A 13,787-nucleotide genomic window follows, 5' to 3' on the forward strand; every position below is an offset into this window, starting at 1 on the left:
TAAAGGAGAAATGACATGAAAAATGCTTATCAAAAAGCCGGTGTTGATGTTGAGGCTGGCTATGAAGTTGTAGAAAGAATTAGCCAACATGTCAAAAAGACAGAACGTTTAGGGGTTATGGGGAGTCTAGGTGGCTTTGGTGGTTGTTTTGATTTAAGTTCTTTCGATGTGAAGGAGCCTGTACTAGTATCTGGTACAGACGGTGTGGGTACTAAATTAATGTTAGCCATAGAGGCGGATCAACACGACACCATTGGGATTGACTGCGTTGCTATGTGTGTGAATGACATATTAGCTCAAGGTGCAGAACCGCTCTATTTTTTAGATTACTTAGCAACAGGGAAAACGAATCCTAAAAAAATAGAGAGCATTGTAGCTGGCATTGCTAAGGGCTGCGAGGCGTCTAATATGGCTTTGATTGGTGGAGAAACAGCAGAGATGCCAGACATGTATGAGACGAACGATTACGATGTAGCAGGCTTTGCGGTTGGATTAGCAGAAAAATCAAAGCTTGTTACAGGAGAAAAAATCATCTCTAGTGACGTACTGATTGGCTTGCCATCTAGTGGTATTCATTCTAATGGTTACTCGTTAGTAAGACACATATTCTTTAAAGAACAGCAGCTGACTCTTGATACGATTCTACCGGAAATGCCACACGTTACGTTAAAAGAAAGCTTACTAACACCGACTAAGATATATGTTAATAGCCTATTGCCTTTAATAAAAACAAATAAAATAAAAGGGATGGCTCATATTACTGGTGGTGGTTTAAGGGAAAACATTCCTCGTATGTTACCTAGTAACTTGTCTGCATGTATTCAACTTGGAAGTTGGCCAGTATTGCCTATTTTCGATTGTTTAGAACAATATGGCGCATTAGATCATCAAGAAATGTATGATATTTTCAATATGGGGATTGGGATGGTGCTAGCAGTCAGTAAGGAAGATGTTGCGTTTTGCCAGGCTTATTTTGAAGAAAAAGGGGAAGCCAACTATATCATAGGGAGTATTGTAGATAAAGAAGAGGAATCCATTACTTTTAGGCAGGAAACTGTATGAAGATAGCTGTTTTTGCTTCTGGTAAAGGGACTAATTTTGAAGCCATTGTCAGAGGTGTGCAAACCAACCAAATTCCTGGAACGATTGTGTTATTATTTTGCGATCAGCCTCATGCTCAAGTGATTGAACGAGGAAAAGAACATAATATACCGACCATAATAATAGAAAAAAAGCCACAGGACGGGAAAGAAGACTATGAAGCGCGTATTGTGACAGAACTTAGACAAAGAGGTGTTGAACTCATTGTTCTTGCGGGATATATGAAGATATTGGGTGATACTTTATTATCAGCTTTCCCCAAAAAAATTCTCAATATTCATCCTTCTTTACTCCCTCTTTTTCCAGGTAAACAAGGCATAGTGGATGCTTACAATGCTGGGGTAGAGGAGACGGGGATCACCATCCATGTGGTGGATAGAGGGATAGACACTGGTCCTATTATTTTTCAACAGTCGATACCTTGTCAAAAGGGGATTAGCTTAAGAGAATTAGAGCATCAGATTCATGAATTAGAACATCAGTATTACCCTGAAATTATAGGAAAGTATATGACAAAGGAGTGCCGAATAGATGGAGAAGCATAAACATAAGTGGGCGTTAGTTAGTGTTTCTGATAAAACAGGGATTGTTTCTTTTTGTCAGAAATTAGAGCAATTAGGGATTGGTATTATTTCAACAGGGGGGACTAAAACATTACTGGAGAGTCACGGCATCGAAACGGTGGCTGTGGATGCCATCACAGGCTTTGAGGAAATGATGAACGGACGAGTCAAAACGCTTCATCCTATTATTCATGGAGGTCTACTAGGAAAGAGAGAGAATGAGGCGCATTTAGAAGCAATGAAGAGACATGATATTCCCTTCATTGACTTAGTATGTGTTAATTTATATCCATTTAAAGAGACCATTCTGAAAGAGGGAGTTACTGAAGAAGAAGCCATTGAAAACATCGATATTGGTGGGCCTAGTATGATCCGCAGTGGGAGTAAAAACAGTGAGAGTGTGACTGTTTTAGTTGATCAAAGGGATTATGAGACCGTGATAGATGAGTTGACAGAACACGGAGAGACTAAGAAAGAAACCCGGAAACAGTTAGCGGCAAAGGCTTTTAGACATACTGCAGCTTATGATGCGCTAATCGCTGATTATTTAACACAATCTGTTGGAGAGAGTCACCATGATACATTAACCCTGTCTTATGAAAAGAAGGCCGATTTGAGATACGGAGAAAATAACCACCAAACAGCAGCCTTTTTCACCTCTCCCTTTTCTGAAGAGTATTCAATAGGAGCATCAAAGCAAAGGCATGGTAAAGAATTATCGTTTAATAATATCCGGGATGCTGATGCAGCGTTGCGTTTATTGAGAGAATTCAAAGAACCAACCGCAGTCGCGCTCAAACACATGAATCCTTGCGGCATTGGTGTTGGGAGCACCTTGTTATCTGCGTATCAATCAGCTTATGAGAGCGACCCTGTTTCTATATTTGGTGGCATTGTTGCGGTCAATAGAGAAGTGGACGAGGACGTAGCAGAAGAGATGAGCCACACCTTTTTAGAACTCATTATTGCTCCACGTTTTACAGAAACAGCTCTTGCTATTTTAACCAAAAAGAAAAACATACGACTGCTTGAGTTACCTATGGATAAGACGACAACAACAGATAAAAAAGAAATTATTTCGGTTTTGGGAGGCATATTGGTTCAGGAGTTAGATGATTGTGAGGAAGACCTCTCTCAGTGGCAAGTTGTGACAAAAAGACAACCAACAGAAGAAGAAATGGCAGCATTAATCTTTGCTTGGTCTTCAGTGAAACATGTTAAAAGTAATGCGATTGTGCTAGCTAATGGCGCTCGGATTATTGGTGTTGGAGCAGGTCAGATGAACCGAGTGGGGGCAGTATCTATTGCCTTGAAACAAGGAGAAGGACAACTTGAAGGAGCTGTCTTAGGAAGTGACGCTTTTTTCCCGATGGCTGATAGTATTGAATTGGCAGGGAAACAAGGCATTAAAGCCATTATTCAACCAGGAGGCAGCATAAGAGATCAAGAATCTATCGATATGGCTAACCGATATGGCATGACAATGATTATGACAGGAACACGTCACTTTAAACATTAAACACTGGAGGCAATAGGATGAAACGCAAGATATTAGTGGTAGGTAGTGGTGGCAGAGAACATGCTCTGGCTCAGAAAATAAACCGGAGCCCTTTAGTTGAGACGGTCTATTGTGCAAAAGGGAATCCTGGTATGTTAGAAGATGGGATTGTCCTTGTGGCTATTGATGAGAGGAATCATGAGGGATTGATTGATTTTTGCCTTGATATGAGCATTGATTGGGTGATTGTAGGGCCGGAGCAACCATTATTAGATGGGTTAGTAGATGATTTGAAACAGGCTGGCATTCCCGCATTTGGCCCCTCAAAAGAAGCGGCTAAAATAGAAGGTTCAAAGGATTTTGCAAAAGAGCTCATGGTAGCTAATGAGATACCAACGGCGCAATATCGTAGTTTTAAAGACTATAAACAAGCCTTAGATTATGTTATCTACCAAGGTTTTCCGATTGTTATTAAGGCTGACGGTTTGGCCAGTGGTAAAGGTGTGACGATTGCACATTCTATGTTAGAAGCCAAAGAAGCGTTACGGGCTATTTTTGAGGAAAATATTTTTGGTGAAGCAGAGCCTAAAGTTGTCATCGAAGAATTCTTGGAAGGCAAAGAGTTTTCCTTATTGGCCTTTGTTTCTGAAGAAGGTATTTATCCTATGGTAGCAGCAAAAGATCATAAACCTATTTATGATGGAGATAAAGGCCCTAATACTGGTGGAATGGGCGCTTATAGTCCTGTACCATATGTGACGGACGACCTATATAAAGAAGTGGTAACACGAGTGTTAGAGCCAACAATTGATGGTATGAAACGAAGAGGTACCCCTTTTACAGGGATTTTATACACGGGATTAATTTTAACGGAGAATGGTCCTAAAGTAATTGAATATAATGCTCGTTTTGGGGATCCAGAAACGCAAGTCTTATTGTCTCGTTTGAAGACAGATTTAGTAGAAATCATTGAAGGATTACTTCAAAATACCCCTCTCAACGTGGAGTGGTTAGAAGAAGGATATCACTTAGGTGTTGTGTTAGCATCTCAGGGTTATCCTGGTGATGTTACACCATATGTTCCGTTACCAATATTGCCTGAAAAAGCAGGCGTTGAGGTGTTTTATGCTGGTGTCACAACAAAAGATAATCAGCTGGTGTCTTGTGGTGGAAGAGTTCTCCTAGTTGCAGGTGAAGGGAAAACGCTAGATGAAGCACATAATACAGTGTATGGTTTTTTAGAAGGTATGAAGACAGAAGGCTTCTATTATAGAAGTGATATTGGTATTATTTAATCCATAGAAAAAACGCCTAACTTAATAAAAGTTAGGCGTTTATTTCTTTATTTTTTGATCTGTTTTCCAGCATTTCTACCAGAACCATTAGTTGTGTTGTTATTTTTGTTTGTTACTTGTTTTTTAGGAGCTTCTGGCGTGACATCTTTCATACCAGGTGAACTCACAGGACTAACTTTGATTGGGTTCTTTTCAAAGTGTTCTGCTAATTGTTTTTTTACTTTAGGTTTGTGATATAGGTTTGTAATCAAGGATTGAATACATCCGAAAGTACCACTGACTACCCAGTAAAGAGTTACACCAGCAGGAGATTTGAAAGAAACCATCACAATCATTAACGGTGACATAAACGTCATCATTTTCATTTGTTTCTTTTGTTCTTCTGGCATACCAATCATGCTGATAAAGCTTTGACCTAAATAGATTAATCCAGCTAAGGCTACTAGGAAGTAACTAGGTTTACCTAAAGGAATCATGTTTAAGAAGTTGGTTTCAGCAATCCCAGGTGTTACTTTTGCTGCAAAGAAAAGGGCTGTAAAGATTGGCATTTGAATCAGCAGTGGTAAACAGCCTAAACCACCAACTAAGCTAATGTCATTTTCTTTGTATAAAGATTGTAATTCCATTTGAGCGGCCATTTTCTCTTGACTATCTGTCGCTGCGGCCATTTTTTTATTGATAGCATCCATATGTGGTTTAACAGCAGCCATCTTTTCCTGTTGTACCATAGCCTTTTTCATTTGGCTTAAGCCAAGAGGCATGATAATGATACGAACAATAATGGTTAACACGATAATCGCTAAACCAAAGTCTAATCCTAAATCAACAGCTAAGTAAGTAATAAGGTTACCCATAGGTTTGACAAGGAGGTTGTACATAAAGCCTTCACCTGTTGGAACACCTGAACTATCTGTTTTAACACATCCCGATAAAAATAATAACAAGCTGAACAAACCAGATGTTATAATCCACTTCTTTAATTTTTTCATTATTTTCTTCCTTTACATTAATATAGACAAGGATAACTATATCGAATAATTCCCCTTTTATCAATTAAAATCATAAAAAATTAATTATTTAATAAGTAATATCAAAGGAAGAAGATTCTTTGATATCAGGCTCCCAATCAATCTCTAAATGCTCGACTTTCCCCATTGGGCTTGGAGAAGCTTTGACACGTTTAATAAAGCGTAAGAGGTTGCCTTCTTCCCCCATAGCTTCTATATAAACACTCCCATTGGCTTGGTTTTTGACGCTTCCTGTGATGTGTAAGTCATCAGCTAGAATTTTTGTGGTAAAACGAAAGCCGACACCTTGTACTTTTCCTGTGACAATCATTGCTACTTTCATAATTATCCCTCAATTCACTTGTTTTTTATCATTATACAATGCTATTCTTGTTAAAGACAAATATGAAGAAATGATGGAGGACATCATGAAAGCGATCGAATCATTACAAAACCCAACTATAAAAGGCATCAAAAAATTACATAGAAAAAAATACCGTGACTTAGAGCAGTGCTATATAATAGAAGGAGAGCATTTAGTCGAAGAGGCTGTGGCCAATGGCGTGACCTTTAAATACTTAATGCTTAGAGAATCAGAAGTGGATAGTTACCAATCTTTCATTGACTACGTGGGGGAAGAGGCGTCTTATAGTGTAACGGATGGTATTTTGAAGAGCTTGTCTCAACTACCCAACCAACAAGATGTGTTAGGGGTTGTTTACAAAAAAGAAGCGGTCGAAATGGCTAAGGACCCAGGGAATTATCTCTTATTGGATAATGTACAAGACCCAGGGAATGTAGGAACCATGATTAGAACAGCTGACGCGGCTGGCTTCACACACGTCATACTTGGATCAGGCTGTGCGGATATTTATAGTTCCAAGGTCTTGCGTTCTATGCAAGGGAGTCAATATCACTTAATCATTGAAGAGAAGCCACTATTGGAAACAATAGAACAACTTAAACAACAAAACTATCTCATTATAGGAACAGAATTAAATGAAGAAGCGAAACATTTCAAAGAGGTGACAGTACCAGGGGCTTATGCGCTAGTTATGGGGAATGAAGGCCAAGGGGTTTCCAGAGACGTCTTGGAGGCAACGGATGTCAACACCTACATTCCTATTTTAGGTCAAGCAGAATCCCTCAATGTAGGCATTGCTGCAGGTATCTTAATGTTTAGTTTATAATTCTTAAAAACATATTAAGCCTGTTCGTGTGAGTGGCGTCTAGAGCAAACTCGTGTTAAAATAAAATAACTATCATTTTATAAACAAAATGATCATACTTTTTTGAAAGAATGTGAACCCGTGAAGATAAATTGGCAAGATAATCAAGAATATATGGCACTTGTAGCGGACTTAATGGCAACGGAAGATGTTCAGAGCCTGAGTGCTTTTAAACAACATCATTACTCAGACAGACTGTCTCATTCCATTAATGTTTCTTATCGTAGTTTCTTATTAGCTAAAAAATGGCGTGGTGACACTCGTGCAACGGCTAGAGCAGGCTTATTGCATGATTTATTTCATTATGATTGGCGTTTAGAAAAAATGGGAGAAGGAACACATGCTTATGTCCATCCTCGGGTGGCTTTGAGAAATGCTCGTAAATTAACAGATATTTCTCCTTTAGAAGAGGACATCATCGTTAAACACATGTTTGGTGCCACTATAGCACCACCACGATACAAAGAGAGCTACATTGTTACGTTAGTAGACAAGTATTGTGCGTGTGAGGAAGTTGTTGTTCCAATCTATAATAAATTTAAATTAAAAGCCACTAGTTACTTAGTTGGCGCAAAGATGGGATAAGTCGACATACTAGAATTGGTCGACTTTTTCCCTTATACTTATAGTATCAAGGTACAAAAATGAGTGGGGTGATGATATGGATTCGTGCAAAGAACGACAATTTCAACTTTGTCCCAAGTTCGAGAAAACATTCGACATACTAGGAAAAAAATGGAATGGCTTAATTATCGATGTATTACTAGAAGATGGTGCCCAGCGATTTGTGGAAATAGCCAACAAAATACCTGATGTTAGTGACCGAGTATTAGTGGAAAGATTGAAAGAATTAGAAGAAAAAGGCATTGTTAGCCGTGACGTTTATGGAGAAGAAGCTAAGAGAATAGAGTATTCTTTAACACATAAAGGTCAAGATTTAAAAGCGGTGATGAAAGAAATTCAAACCTGGGGTGACAAGTGGTTGGAAGTTTAGTTTGCTTTTTAATAAGTAATCTTGTAAACTTTAGGTAATATAGCAAAAGCGTTATAGGAAACAAGTACCTTATACAGAGCTTGAACAGGAAATTCTGCCTTAGACTGAAAGCAGATCAAGGGACTGGTGAGAGAAATTCACTTCCTTAGTTGTTTATGGCAACATAAACCGGTGAGTAACATCGTTATCAATTCGAGAGTATGAAGGTATTTAGGTATCTTTATAAATTAGGATGGTACCGCGAGACATCGTTCCTTTATATAAGGAATGGTGTCTTTTTATTTTGATGTCAGAAAGGAAAGAAAACAATGTCTTTAAAAGAAACATTAGAGAAATTAAAACATGATACAATCCAAAAGATAGAGTCAACACAAAACTTAGATGCATTAAATGAGATTCGTGTCCAAATTTTAGGTAAAAAAGGATCGATGACAGAAGTATTAAGAGGGATGAAAGATTTAGATCCAGAGATGCGCCCTGTGGTTGGTAGTTTTGCCAATGAAATCAGAGATCATTTAACCGGCCAATTAGAAACGAAAAAAGTAGAATTAGAAGAAGCTGCTATGGATGCAGCACTTGCTAAAGAAACCATTGATGTGACGTTACCTGGTAAAACTGTAAACAAAGGAACAGCACATATTTTAACGCAAATTATGGAAGAAATTGAAGATATCTTTATTGGTATGGGGTATCAAGTTATTGAGGGGTATGAAGTAGAGCAAGATCATTATAATTTTGAACGTATGAACTTACCAAAAGATCACCCAGCAAGAGACATGCAAGATTCATTTTATATAACAGATGAGGTACTGTTAAGAACCCATACTTCTCCAATTCAAGCAAGAACGTTAGAAAAACATGATTTTTCTAAAGGACCATTACGTATGATTAGTCCAGGTAAAGTCTTCCGTCGTGACAATGATGACGCAACGCATAGTCATCAATTCCATCAAATAGAAGGTCTTGTAGTGGATGAGAACATTACAATGGCCGACTTAAAAGGAACCCTTGAAGTACTAATGAAAAAAATGTTTGGTGAAGAGCGAAACATTCGTTTGCGCCCAAGCTACTTCCCATTTACCGAACCATCTGTAGAGGTAGATATTAGCTGTTTCAAATGTGGTGGAGATGGATGTAACGTATGTAAACAAACAGGATGGATTGAAATTCTTGGTGCTGGTATTGTCCATCCAAGCGTTTTGGAAATGTCAGGAATTGATGCAACCAAATACAGTGGCTTTGCTTTTGGTTTAGGACCAGATCGTGTGGCAATGTTACGTTACGGTGTGAATGATATTCGTTATTTCTATCAAAATGACACACGTTTTATTGAACAATTTAAGGTAAAGGGGTAGACAGATGTTAGTATCGTATAAATGGATTAAAGAACTGATTGATATAGAAGATATTTCACCTGATGTATTGGCTGATAAAATGTCACGCTCAGGTATTGAAGTAGAAGATGTAGTTGTACCACAAGATGGTTTGAAAAAAATTGTGGTAGGAGACGTAAAAGAATGTGTTCCTCATCCAGATAGTGATCATTTATCTATCTGCCAAATCGATGTTGGAGAAGAAGAACTTTACCAAATCGTTTGTGGTGCGCCAAACATAACGGATGGTAAAAAAGTTATTGTTGCATTACCTAATTCTCGCATTACAGGGAATGTTAAAATTAAAAAAGGGAAAATGCGTGGTGAGGCATCTCTAGGTATGGTTTGTGCCTTACAAGAATTAGGATACGCGGATAGCGTTGTACCTAAAGCTTATGCTGAAGGGATTTATTTCATGCCAGAAGACGCAACACCTGGGACCCCTGTTTTTGATTACTTAGATATGGATGATGCCATTATTGAATTATCTGTTACTCCTAACCGCGCCGATGCACTAAGTATGCGTGGTGTGGCTCATGAAATTGGTGCTATCTATGGAAAAGTTCCACATTTTCCTACAAAAGAATTAGTAGAAGATGCTGATTCAGCTATCAAAGATTACGTAACGGTTTCTGTTACAGACAAAGAAGACGTACCAACATACCGTATGCGTGTGATAAAAGACGTCACAGTGAAAGAAAGCCCGTTATGGTTACAAACCAAATTAATGAACTCAGGCATTCGTCCAATCAATAATGTGGTGGATGTGACGAACTATACCTTATTATTATTTGGCCAACCCCAACATGCCTTTGATTATGATAAATTAGCAAACAAAACCATTGAAACTCGTCGTGCAGTAGAAGGTGAAACTTTAGTAACCTTAGATGGTGAAGAGCGAACATTATCCACATCAAACATTGTCATCACAGATGGCACGTCACCAATTGCCTTAGCAGGTGTAATGGGCGGAGCGTCAACAGAAATAACAGATACGACAACAACCGTGGCTTTAGAAACAGCTTTATTTGACGCTGTAACAACACGTCGCACAGCTCGTAAATTTGGTTTGAGCAGTGAATCAAGTAAACGTTTTGAGCGAGGCATTAACGTAGCAACCATAGAAGAAGCAAGTGCTTACGCTGCAGCGATGATTGCTGAATTAGGTGAAGGTGTGGTTGTAACTGGTGAAGTAGTGAGCAACGAGATCGATGCAACACATGTGGAAGTTTCTATTACATTAGATAGAATTAACCATATTCTGGGAACAGAATTAAGCATTGAAACAGTTAACGCTATCTTCGATGACTTAGGTTTCGGGTACGCAGAAGAAGCAGGAACTTACACGGTATCAGTCCCACCTAGACGTTGGGATATTTCAATTGAAGCAGATTTAGTAGAAGAAGTAGCGCGTATCTATGGTTATGATAATTTACCTTCTACGTTACCAAGTGGCGAGGCGTTGCCAGGACACTTAACGCCAACCCAAGCGTTGACTCGTCATTTACGACAACATCTACAAGGGTGTGGTTTGGATGAAGCCATTAGCTATGCCTTAACAACAGAAGAATTAGCGACTCGCTTCATTAAAGAACCAAAAGACGTTGTGACATTAGACTGGCCAATGAGTGAGGAGCGTTCTGTTTTACGTCAAAACTTAGTGAGTGGCTTGTTAGCTAACATTAACTACAATATTGCGCGTAAGAACAAAGACGTGGCCTTTTATGAAATTGGCAATATCTTTGAAAAAACAACGGATGTGTTACCAAATGAAGTGAAACATGTGGCCATGGCTATTACTGGCTTATGGAAACAAAATGACTGGTTAGGTACAACGGAAGCTGTTGATTTTTATACGTTGAAAGGAATACTAGACAGTACATTGGATGAATTAGGTTTACTATCTGATACGGTTTATGCACCAACAAATGATTTAGTTGATATGCATCCAGGTAGAACAGCCAACGTTGTGATTAAAGATCAATTGGTTGGTTTTATTGGACAAGTTCATCCTGTCGTAGCGAAAGACTTAGACATCAATGATACTTATGTGTGTGAACTAGATTTAGCGTTATTGTTATCACTGGTAGAACCATCAATGACCTTTGTAGAAGTGGGCAAATACCCATCAATCAAACGTGATATGGCCTTACTAGCAGATGTAACAGTTTCAAATCAAGACATTGTAACAGTTATAGAAGAAAACGCTGGTAAATTCTTATCGGATATTCATTTATTTGACTTGTTCCAAGGTGAAAAATTAGGTTCTGGTAAAAAATCGCTAGCATATTCATTGGTATTCCAAAATAATGAAGCGACACTAGTTGATGAAGAGGTAACAAAAGCCGTGACTAAAATTACTGAAGCACTTAAAGAACAACTAAGTATTGAAGTAAGATAATTAGTAAAAGGCTTTGTTCTTGGAACAAAGTCTTTTCTTTTAGTCTTTTTGGTAGAAAAATGAGGGATAGTATGAAAAGGTCAAAAAACTTACAGGATAAGTTTATGCAAAGAATGTCTACAAGATATGGCGTGTGGGATAAACTAAATCAACATTTATTCGGACTTTTACTGATAGGTTTACTCATTGGTTTATTTGTTCCTATGGGATATGGTACCTTACTGTTAGTCATCCCACTTATCATGCTATATGTTCGTTTTTTTTCCAAGAATAAAGAGAAAAGATACCAAGAAAATAGAGCATATCAGTCTTTCATAAGACCGTTGACGTATCAATTGGATAAGTGGCGTTATAGAAAAGTTTATAAATTTGTCACTTGCCATAGCTGTCAGCAAAAATTACGGGTTCCAAGAAACAAAGGGCAATTAAAAGTGACTTGTCCCACGTGTCATACTATACATAATATAAAATCGTAAAGGGGATCCTACTATGAATGAAACAATCCGTACACAATTAAACCACAGAAGTATTCGCAAGTTTAAACAAGATGCTGTGCCACAAGAGATTATTACGCAGTTAGTCGATGTTGCAAGACACACTGCAACGAGTAATTTTATGCAATCATATAGTATCATTGGTATTAGCGATAAGGAGAAAATGACTGAACTTTCTCTTATTTGCCAACAACCTTACGTTGCCCAAGCGAGTCATATTTTTTTATTTGTAGCAGATCAGTATCGTAATGAAAAAATTGCTGAATCACAAGGTCAAGAAACAAGTGTCTTACAAAACATGGACCGTTTTATGATAGCTATGACAGACGCAAGTCTTGCGATTCAAAATGTTAACGTCGCAGCGGAAAGTCTCGGATTAGGGACGGTCTTTTTAGGAAGTGTTCTAAATGATGCGCCAGCGGTTGTTGATTTATTTAATTTACCTAAAATGACGTTTCCAATTTTAGGATTAGCCGTTGGATATCCTGACCAAGAACCACAGTTAAAACCACGTTTACCACAGTCATTAATGTATTTTGATAATAGTTACCCAGATGTTTTACCGTTAACAGAAGAATTAACTAAGTATGATAATGACGTGACACAATATTATGATTTAAGAGATGCTAACACGCGCGTGGATTCTTTTACGAAGCAAATTACTGATGGTATGAACCGTAAAATGCCAAAAAGATTAAATGTGTTAAAAGATATTCAGGCTCAAGGTCTGATTCAAGAATAACACGTCACACATTAGAGTATGAAGGGGGCAGTGAGGATGGGGAACATCACTCAAGCGTATAAGAAGAATGAGTTTATCAAAAAAGTAGCAATTATTATCCTTGCAGGGCTAGCCATTTCTGTGGCATTAAATATGTTTTTAATCCCTGCTAATGTGTTCTCGGCTGGTGTTAATGGCATTTCTCAACTGCTTTCCAGTGTCTTATTCATGCTATTTGGCATTCATGTGGATACAGGATTATTAATCTTTTTATTAAATATTCCAATTGCAGTATTGGGGTGGAAAAAATTAGGTAAAGCCGCAACGATTTACAGCTTAGTAACTGTATTGTCAGTCACGTTGATGACATTGATTATACCGATTCAAGAGGTGACAGATAACCCTATCCTAAATGGTGTGACGGGTGGTGTTTTAACAGGTCTAGCAGTGGGGTTAACCATGAAATATGGGTTTAGTACCGGTGGCATGGATATTGTTGCTTTAGTGATTGCCAAAACAACGGGTCGTACCGTGGGCTCTCTTATGTTTGGTATTAACTTACTGATTATTTTAGCAGCTGGCTTTATTTTTAGCTGGGAATCTGCTCTGTTTACCATTGTGTCGATTTATTGTACAACACAAGTGGTTGATAACATTCATACGAGTCATCAGAAAGTTACAGCTTTCGTTATGACGTCTGAAACAGAAGAAGCCATTGAAGCGATCCAAAGAGAATTGGTTCGTGGGATGACATTGCTCCCAGGGACAGGGGTTTATTCGAGAAAAGATATGTCGATTATTATGATTGTTATTACTCGTTATGAGTTGTATACCTTAGAACAGGCAGTGTATGACGTCGATTCAAATGCCTTTATTAATGTGTTACCAACTCAAAGTGTTATGGGACGATTTTTTAATGAAGATGATCAAAAAAAATTAAGAGAAGCCTTAAAAGAGAGCGAATAGCTCTCTTTTTTTTATTTTATAAAAGCTTTAATATCAAGGTTTTAGACGTGTTTAAATATCTTTTGTTATTAAAAAGATAAAAAAAGCTTGCAATTATATTTGCTAGCCCATATACTTTGATTATCAAATCATTTGATTATCAAAC

Annotated in this window: 14 protein-coding genes; 12 read left to right on the forward strand and 2 right to left on the reverse strand. The window is 38.0% G+C overall.

The annotated features are described in order from the left end of the window. Nucleotides 1-15: 15 nt before the first annotated feature. Genes purM through purD form a run of 4 tightly spaced genes read left to right on the forward strand, consistent with a single transcriptional unit; the run spans nucleotide 16 to nucleotide 4,457 of the window. Complete coding sequence (purM, locus tag ACVWM0_RS04285) at nucleotides 16-1,062, forward strand: phosphoribosylformylglycinamidine cyclo-ligase (RefSeq protein ID WP_476473392.1); 1,047 nt, start codon at nucleotides 16-18, stop codon at nucleotides 1,060-1,062. Next, nucleotides 1,059-1,646 carry a phosphoribosylglycinamide formyltransferase gene (purN, locus tag ACVWM0_RS04290; RefSeq protein WP_476473393.1) on the forward strand — a complete coding sequence of 196 codons (588 nt, stop codon included), beginning with the start codon at nucleotides 1,059-1,061 and terminating at the stop codon, nucleotides 1,644-1,646. The genes purM and purN overlap by 4 nt, the downstream gene beginning before the upstream one ends. After that, nucleotides 1,633-3,183 carry a bifunctional phosphoribosylaminoimidazolecarboxamide formyltransferase/IMP cyclohydrolase gene (gene purH, locus ACVWM0_RS04295; protein ID WP_476473394.1) on the forward strand — a complete coding sequence of 517 codons (1,551 nt, stop codon included), beginning with the start codon at nucleotides 1,633-1,635 and terminating at the stop codon, nucleotides 3,181-3,183. Before purN ends, purH begins: the two co-directional genes overlap by 14 nt. A 17-nt stretch (nucleotides 3,184-3,200) precedes the next feature. Further along, nucleotides 3,201-4,457 carry a phosphoribosylamine--glycine ligase gene (purD, locus tag ACVWM0_RS04300; protein WP_476473395.1) on the forward strand — a complete coding sequence of 419 codons (1,257 nt, stop codon included), beginning with the start codon at nucleotides 3,201-3,203 and terminating at the stop codon, nucleotides 4,455-4,457. Nucleotides 4,458-4,504: 47 nt separating this feature from the next. On the opposite strand, the gene yidC is transcribed toward purD, so the two are convergent. Together yidC and ACVWM0_RS04310 are read right to left on the reverse strand one after the other, a co-directional pair. Further along, entirely contained in the window at nucleotides 4,505-5,446 is a 942-nt protein-coding gene (gene yidC / locus ACVWM0_RS04305) for a membrane protein insertase YidC (protein WP_476473396.1), read from the reverse strand. A gap of 88 nt (nucleotides 5,447-5,534) precedes the next feature. Continuing rightward, nucleotides 5,535-5,807 carry an acylphosphatase gene (locus tag ACVWM0_RS04310; RefSeq protein WP_476473397.1) on the reverse strand — a complete coding sequence of 91 codons (273 nt, stop codon included), beginning with the start codon at nucleotides 5,805-5,807 and terminating at the stop codon, nucleotides 5,535-5,537. Between the two features lie 85 nt (nucleotides 5,808-5,892). Between ACVWM0_RS04310 and ACVWM0_RS04315 the strand changes: the two genes are divergently transcribed. The 8 genes from ACVWM0_RS04315 (at nucleotide 5,893) to ACVWM0_RS04350 (ending at nucleotide 13,642) form a co-directional block, all read left to right on the forward strand. Beyond that, nucleotides 5,893-6,654: a TrmH family RNA methyltransferase gene (locus tag ACVWM0_RS04315; protein WP_476473398.1), complete on the forward strand. Its 762-nt coding sequence runs from the start codon at nucleotides 5,893-5,895 to the stop codon at nucleotides 6,652-6,654. Between the two features lie 120 nt (nucleotides 6,655-6,774). Beyond that, nucleotides 6,775-7,278: an HD domain-containing protein gene (locus ACVWM0_RS04320; RefSeq protein WP_476473399.1), complete on the forward strand. Its 504-nt coding sequence runs from the start codon at nucleotides 6,775-6,777 to the stop codon at nucleotides 7,276-7,278. A 76-nt stretch (nucleotides 7,279-7,354) separates the two neighbouring features. Next, on the forward strand, nucleotides 7,355-7,687 hold the full coding sequence (locus ACVWM0_RS04325; protein ID WP_476473400.1) for a winged helix-turn-helix transcriptional regulator: 333 nt from the start codon (nucleotides 7,355-7,357) through the stop codon (nucleotides 7,685-7,687). Nucleotides 7,688-7,995: 308 nt separating this feature from the next. Next, entirely contained in the window at nucleotides 7,996-9,042 is a 1,047-nt protein-coding gene (gene pheS, locus ACVWM0_RS04330; protein ID WP_476473401.1) for a phenylalanine--tRNA ligase subunit alpha, read from the forward strand. Between the two features lie 4 nt (nucleotides 9,043-9,046). After that, the gene (pheT, locus tag ACVWM0_RS04335; RefSeq protein WP_476473402.1) at nucleotides 9,047-11,461 is read left to right on the forward strand and encodes a phenylalanine--tRNA ligase subunit beta; all 2,415 of its coding nucleotides are present in this window, start codon (nucleotides 9,047-9,049) and stop codon (nucleotides 11,459-11,461) included. A 71-nt stretch (nucleotides 11,462-11,532) separates the two neighbouring features. Then, complete coding sequence (locus ACVWM0_RS04340) at nucleotides 11,533-11,937, forward strand: hypothetical protein (RefSeq protein ID WP_476473403.1); 405 nt, start codon at nucleotides 11,533-11,535, stop codon at nucleotides 11,935-11,937. Nucleotides 11,938-11,950: 13 nt separating this feature from the next. Then, nucleotides 11,951-12,697: an NADPH-dependent oxidoreductase gene (locus ACVWM0_RS04345; protein ID WP_476473404.1), complete on the forward strand. Its 747-nt coding sequence runs from the start codon at nucleotides 11,951-11,953 to the stop codon at nucleotides 12,695-12,697. A gap of 36 nt (nucleotides 12,698-12,733) precedes the next feature. Beyond that, nucleotides 12,734-13,642: a YitT family protein gene (locus ACVWM0_RS04350; RefSeq protein WP_476473405.1), complete on the forward strand. Its 909-nt coding sequence runs from the start codon at nucleotides 12,734-12,736 to the stop codon at nucleotides 13,640-13,642. The last annotated feature ends 145 nt before the right edge of the window (nucleotides 13,643-13,787 follow it).

Source organism: Vagococcus sp. 211 (genome assembly GCF_056322705.1).

Excerpts from the sequence above, each read along its gene's own strand:
- yidC (WP_476473396.1), bottom strand. The coding sequence starts at position 5,446 with ATGAAAAAATTAAAGAAGTGGATTATAACATCTGGTTTGTTCAGCTTG.
- purM (WP_476473392.1), top strand. The coding sequence starts at position 16 with ATGAAAAATGCTTATCAAAAAGCCGGTGTTGATGTTGAGGCTGGCTAT.
- ACVWM0_RS04310 (WP_476473397.1), bottom strand. The coding sequence starts at position 5,807 with ATGAAAGTAGCAATGATTGTCACAGGAAAAGTACAAGGTGTCGGCTTT.
- ACVWM0_RS04340 (WP_476473403.1), top strand. The coding sequence starts at position 11,533 with ATGAAAAGGTCAAAAAACTTACAGGATAAGTTTATGCAAAGAATGTCT.
- purD (WP_476473395.1), top strand. The coding sequence starts at position 3,201 with ATGAAACGCAAGATATTAGTGGTAGGTAGTGGTGGCAGAGAACATGCT.
- ACVWM0_RS04315 (WP_476473398.1), top strand. The coding sequence starts at position 5,893 with ATGAAAGCGATCGAATCATTACAAAACCCAACTATAAAAGGCATCAAA.
- pheS (WP_476473401.1), top strand. The coding sequence starts at position 7,996 with ATGTCTTTAAAAGAAACATTAGAGAAATTAAAACATGATACAATCCAA.
- purN (WP_476473393.1), top strand. The coding sequence starts at position 1,059 with ATGAAGATAGCTGTTTTTGCTTCTGGTAAAGGGACTAATTTTGAAGCC.
- pheT (WP_476473402.1), top strand. The coding sequence starts at position 9,047 with ATGTTAGTATCGTATAAATGGATTAAAGAACTGATTGATATAGAAGAT.
- ACVWM0_RS04345 (WP_476473404.1), top strand. The coding sequence starts at position 11,951 with ATGAATGAAACAATCCGTACACAATTAAACCACAGAAGTATTCGCAAG.
- ACVWM0_RS04350 (WP_476473405.1), top strand. The coding sequence starts at position 12,734 with ATGGGGAACATCACTCAAGCGTATAAGAAGAATGAGTTTATCAAAAAA.
- ACVWM0_RS04325 (WP_476473400.1), top strand. The coding sequence starts at position 7,355 with ATGGATTCGTGCAAAGAACGACAATTTCAACTTTGTCCCAAGTTCGAG.
- purH (WP_476473394.1), top strand. The coding sequence starts at position 1,633 with ATGGAGAAGCATAAACATAAGTGGGCGTTAGTTAGTGTTTCTGATAAA.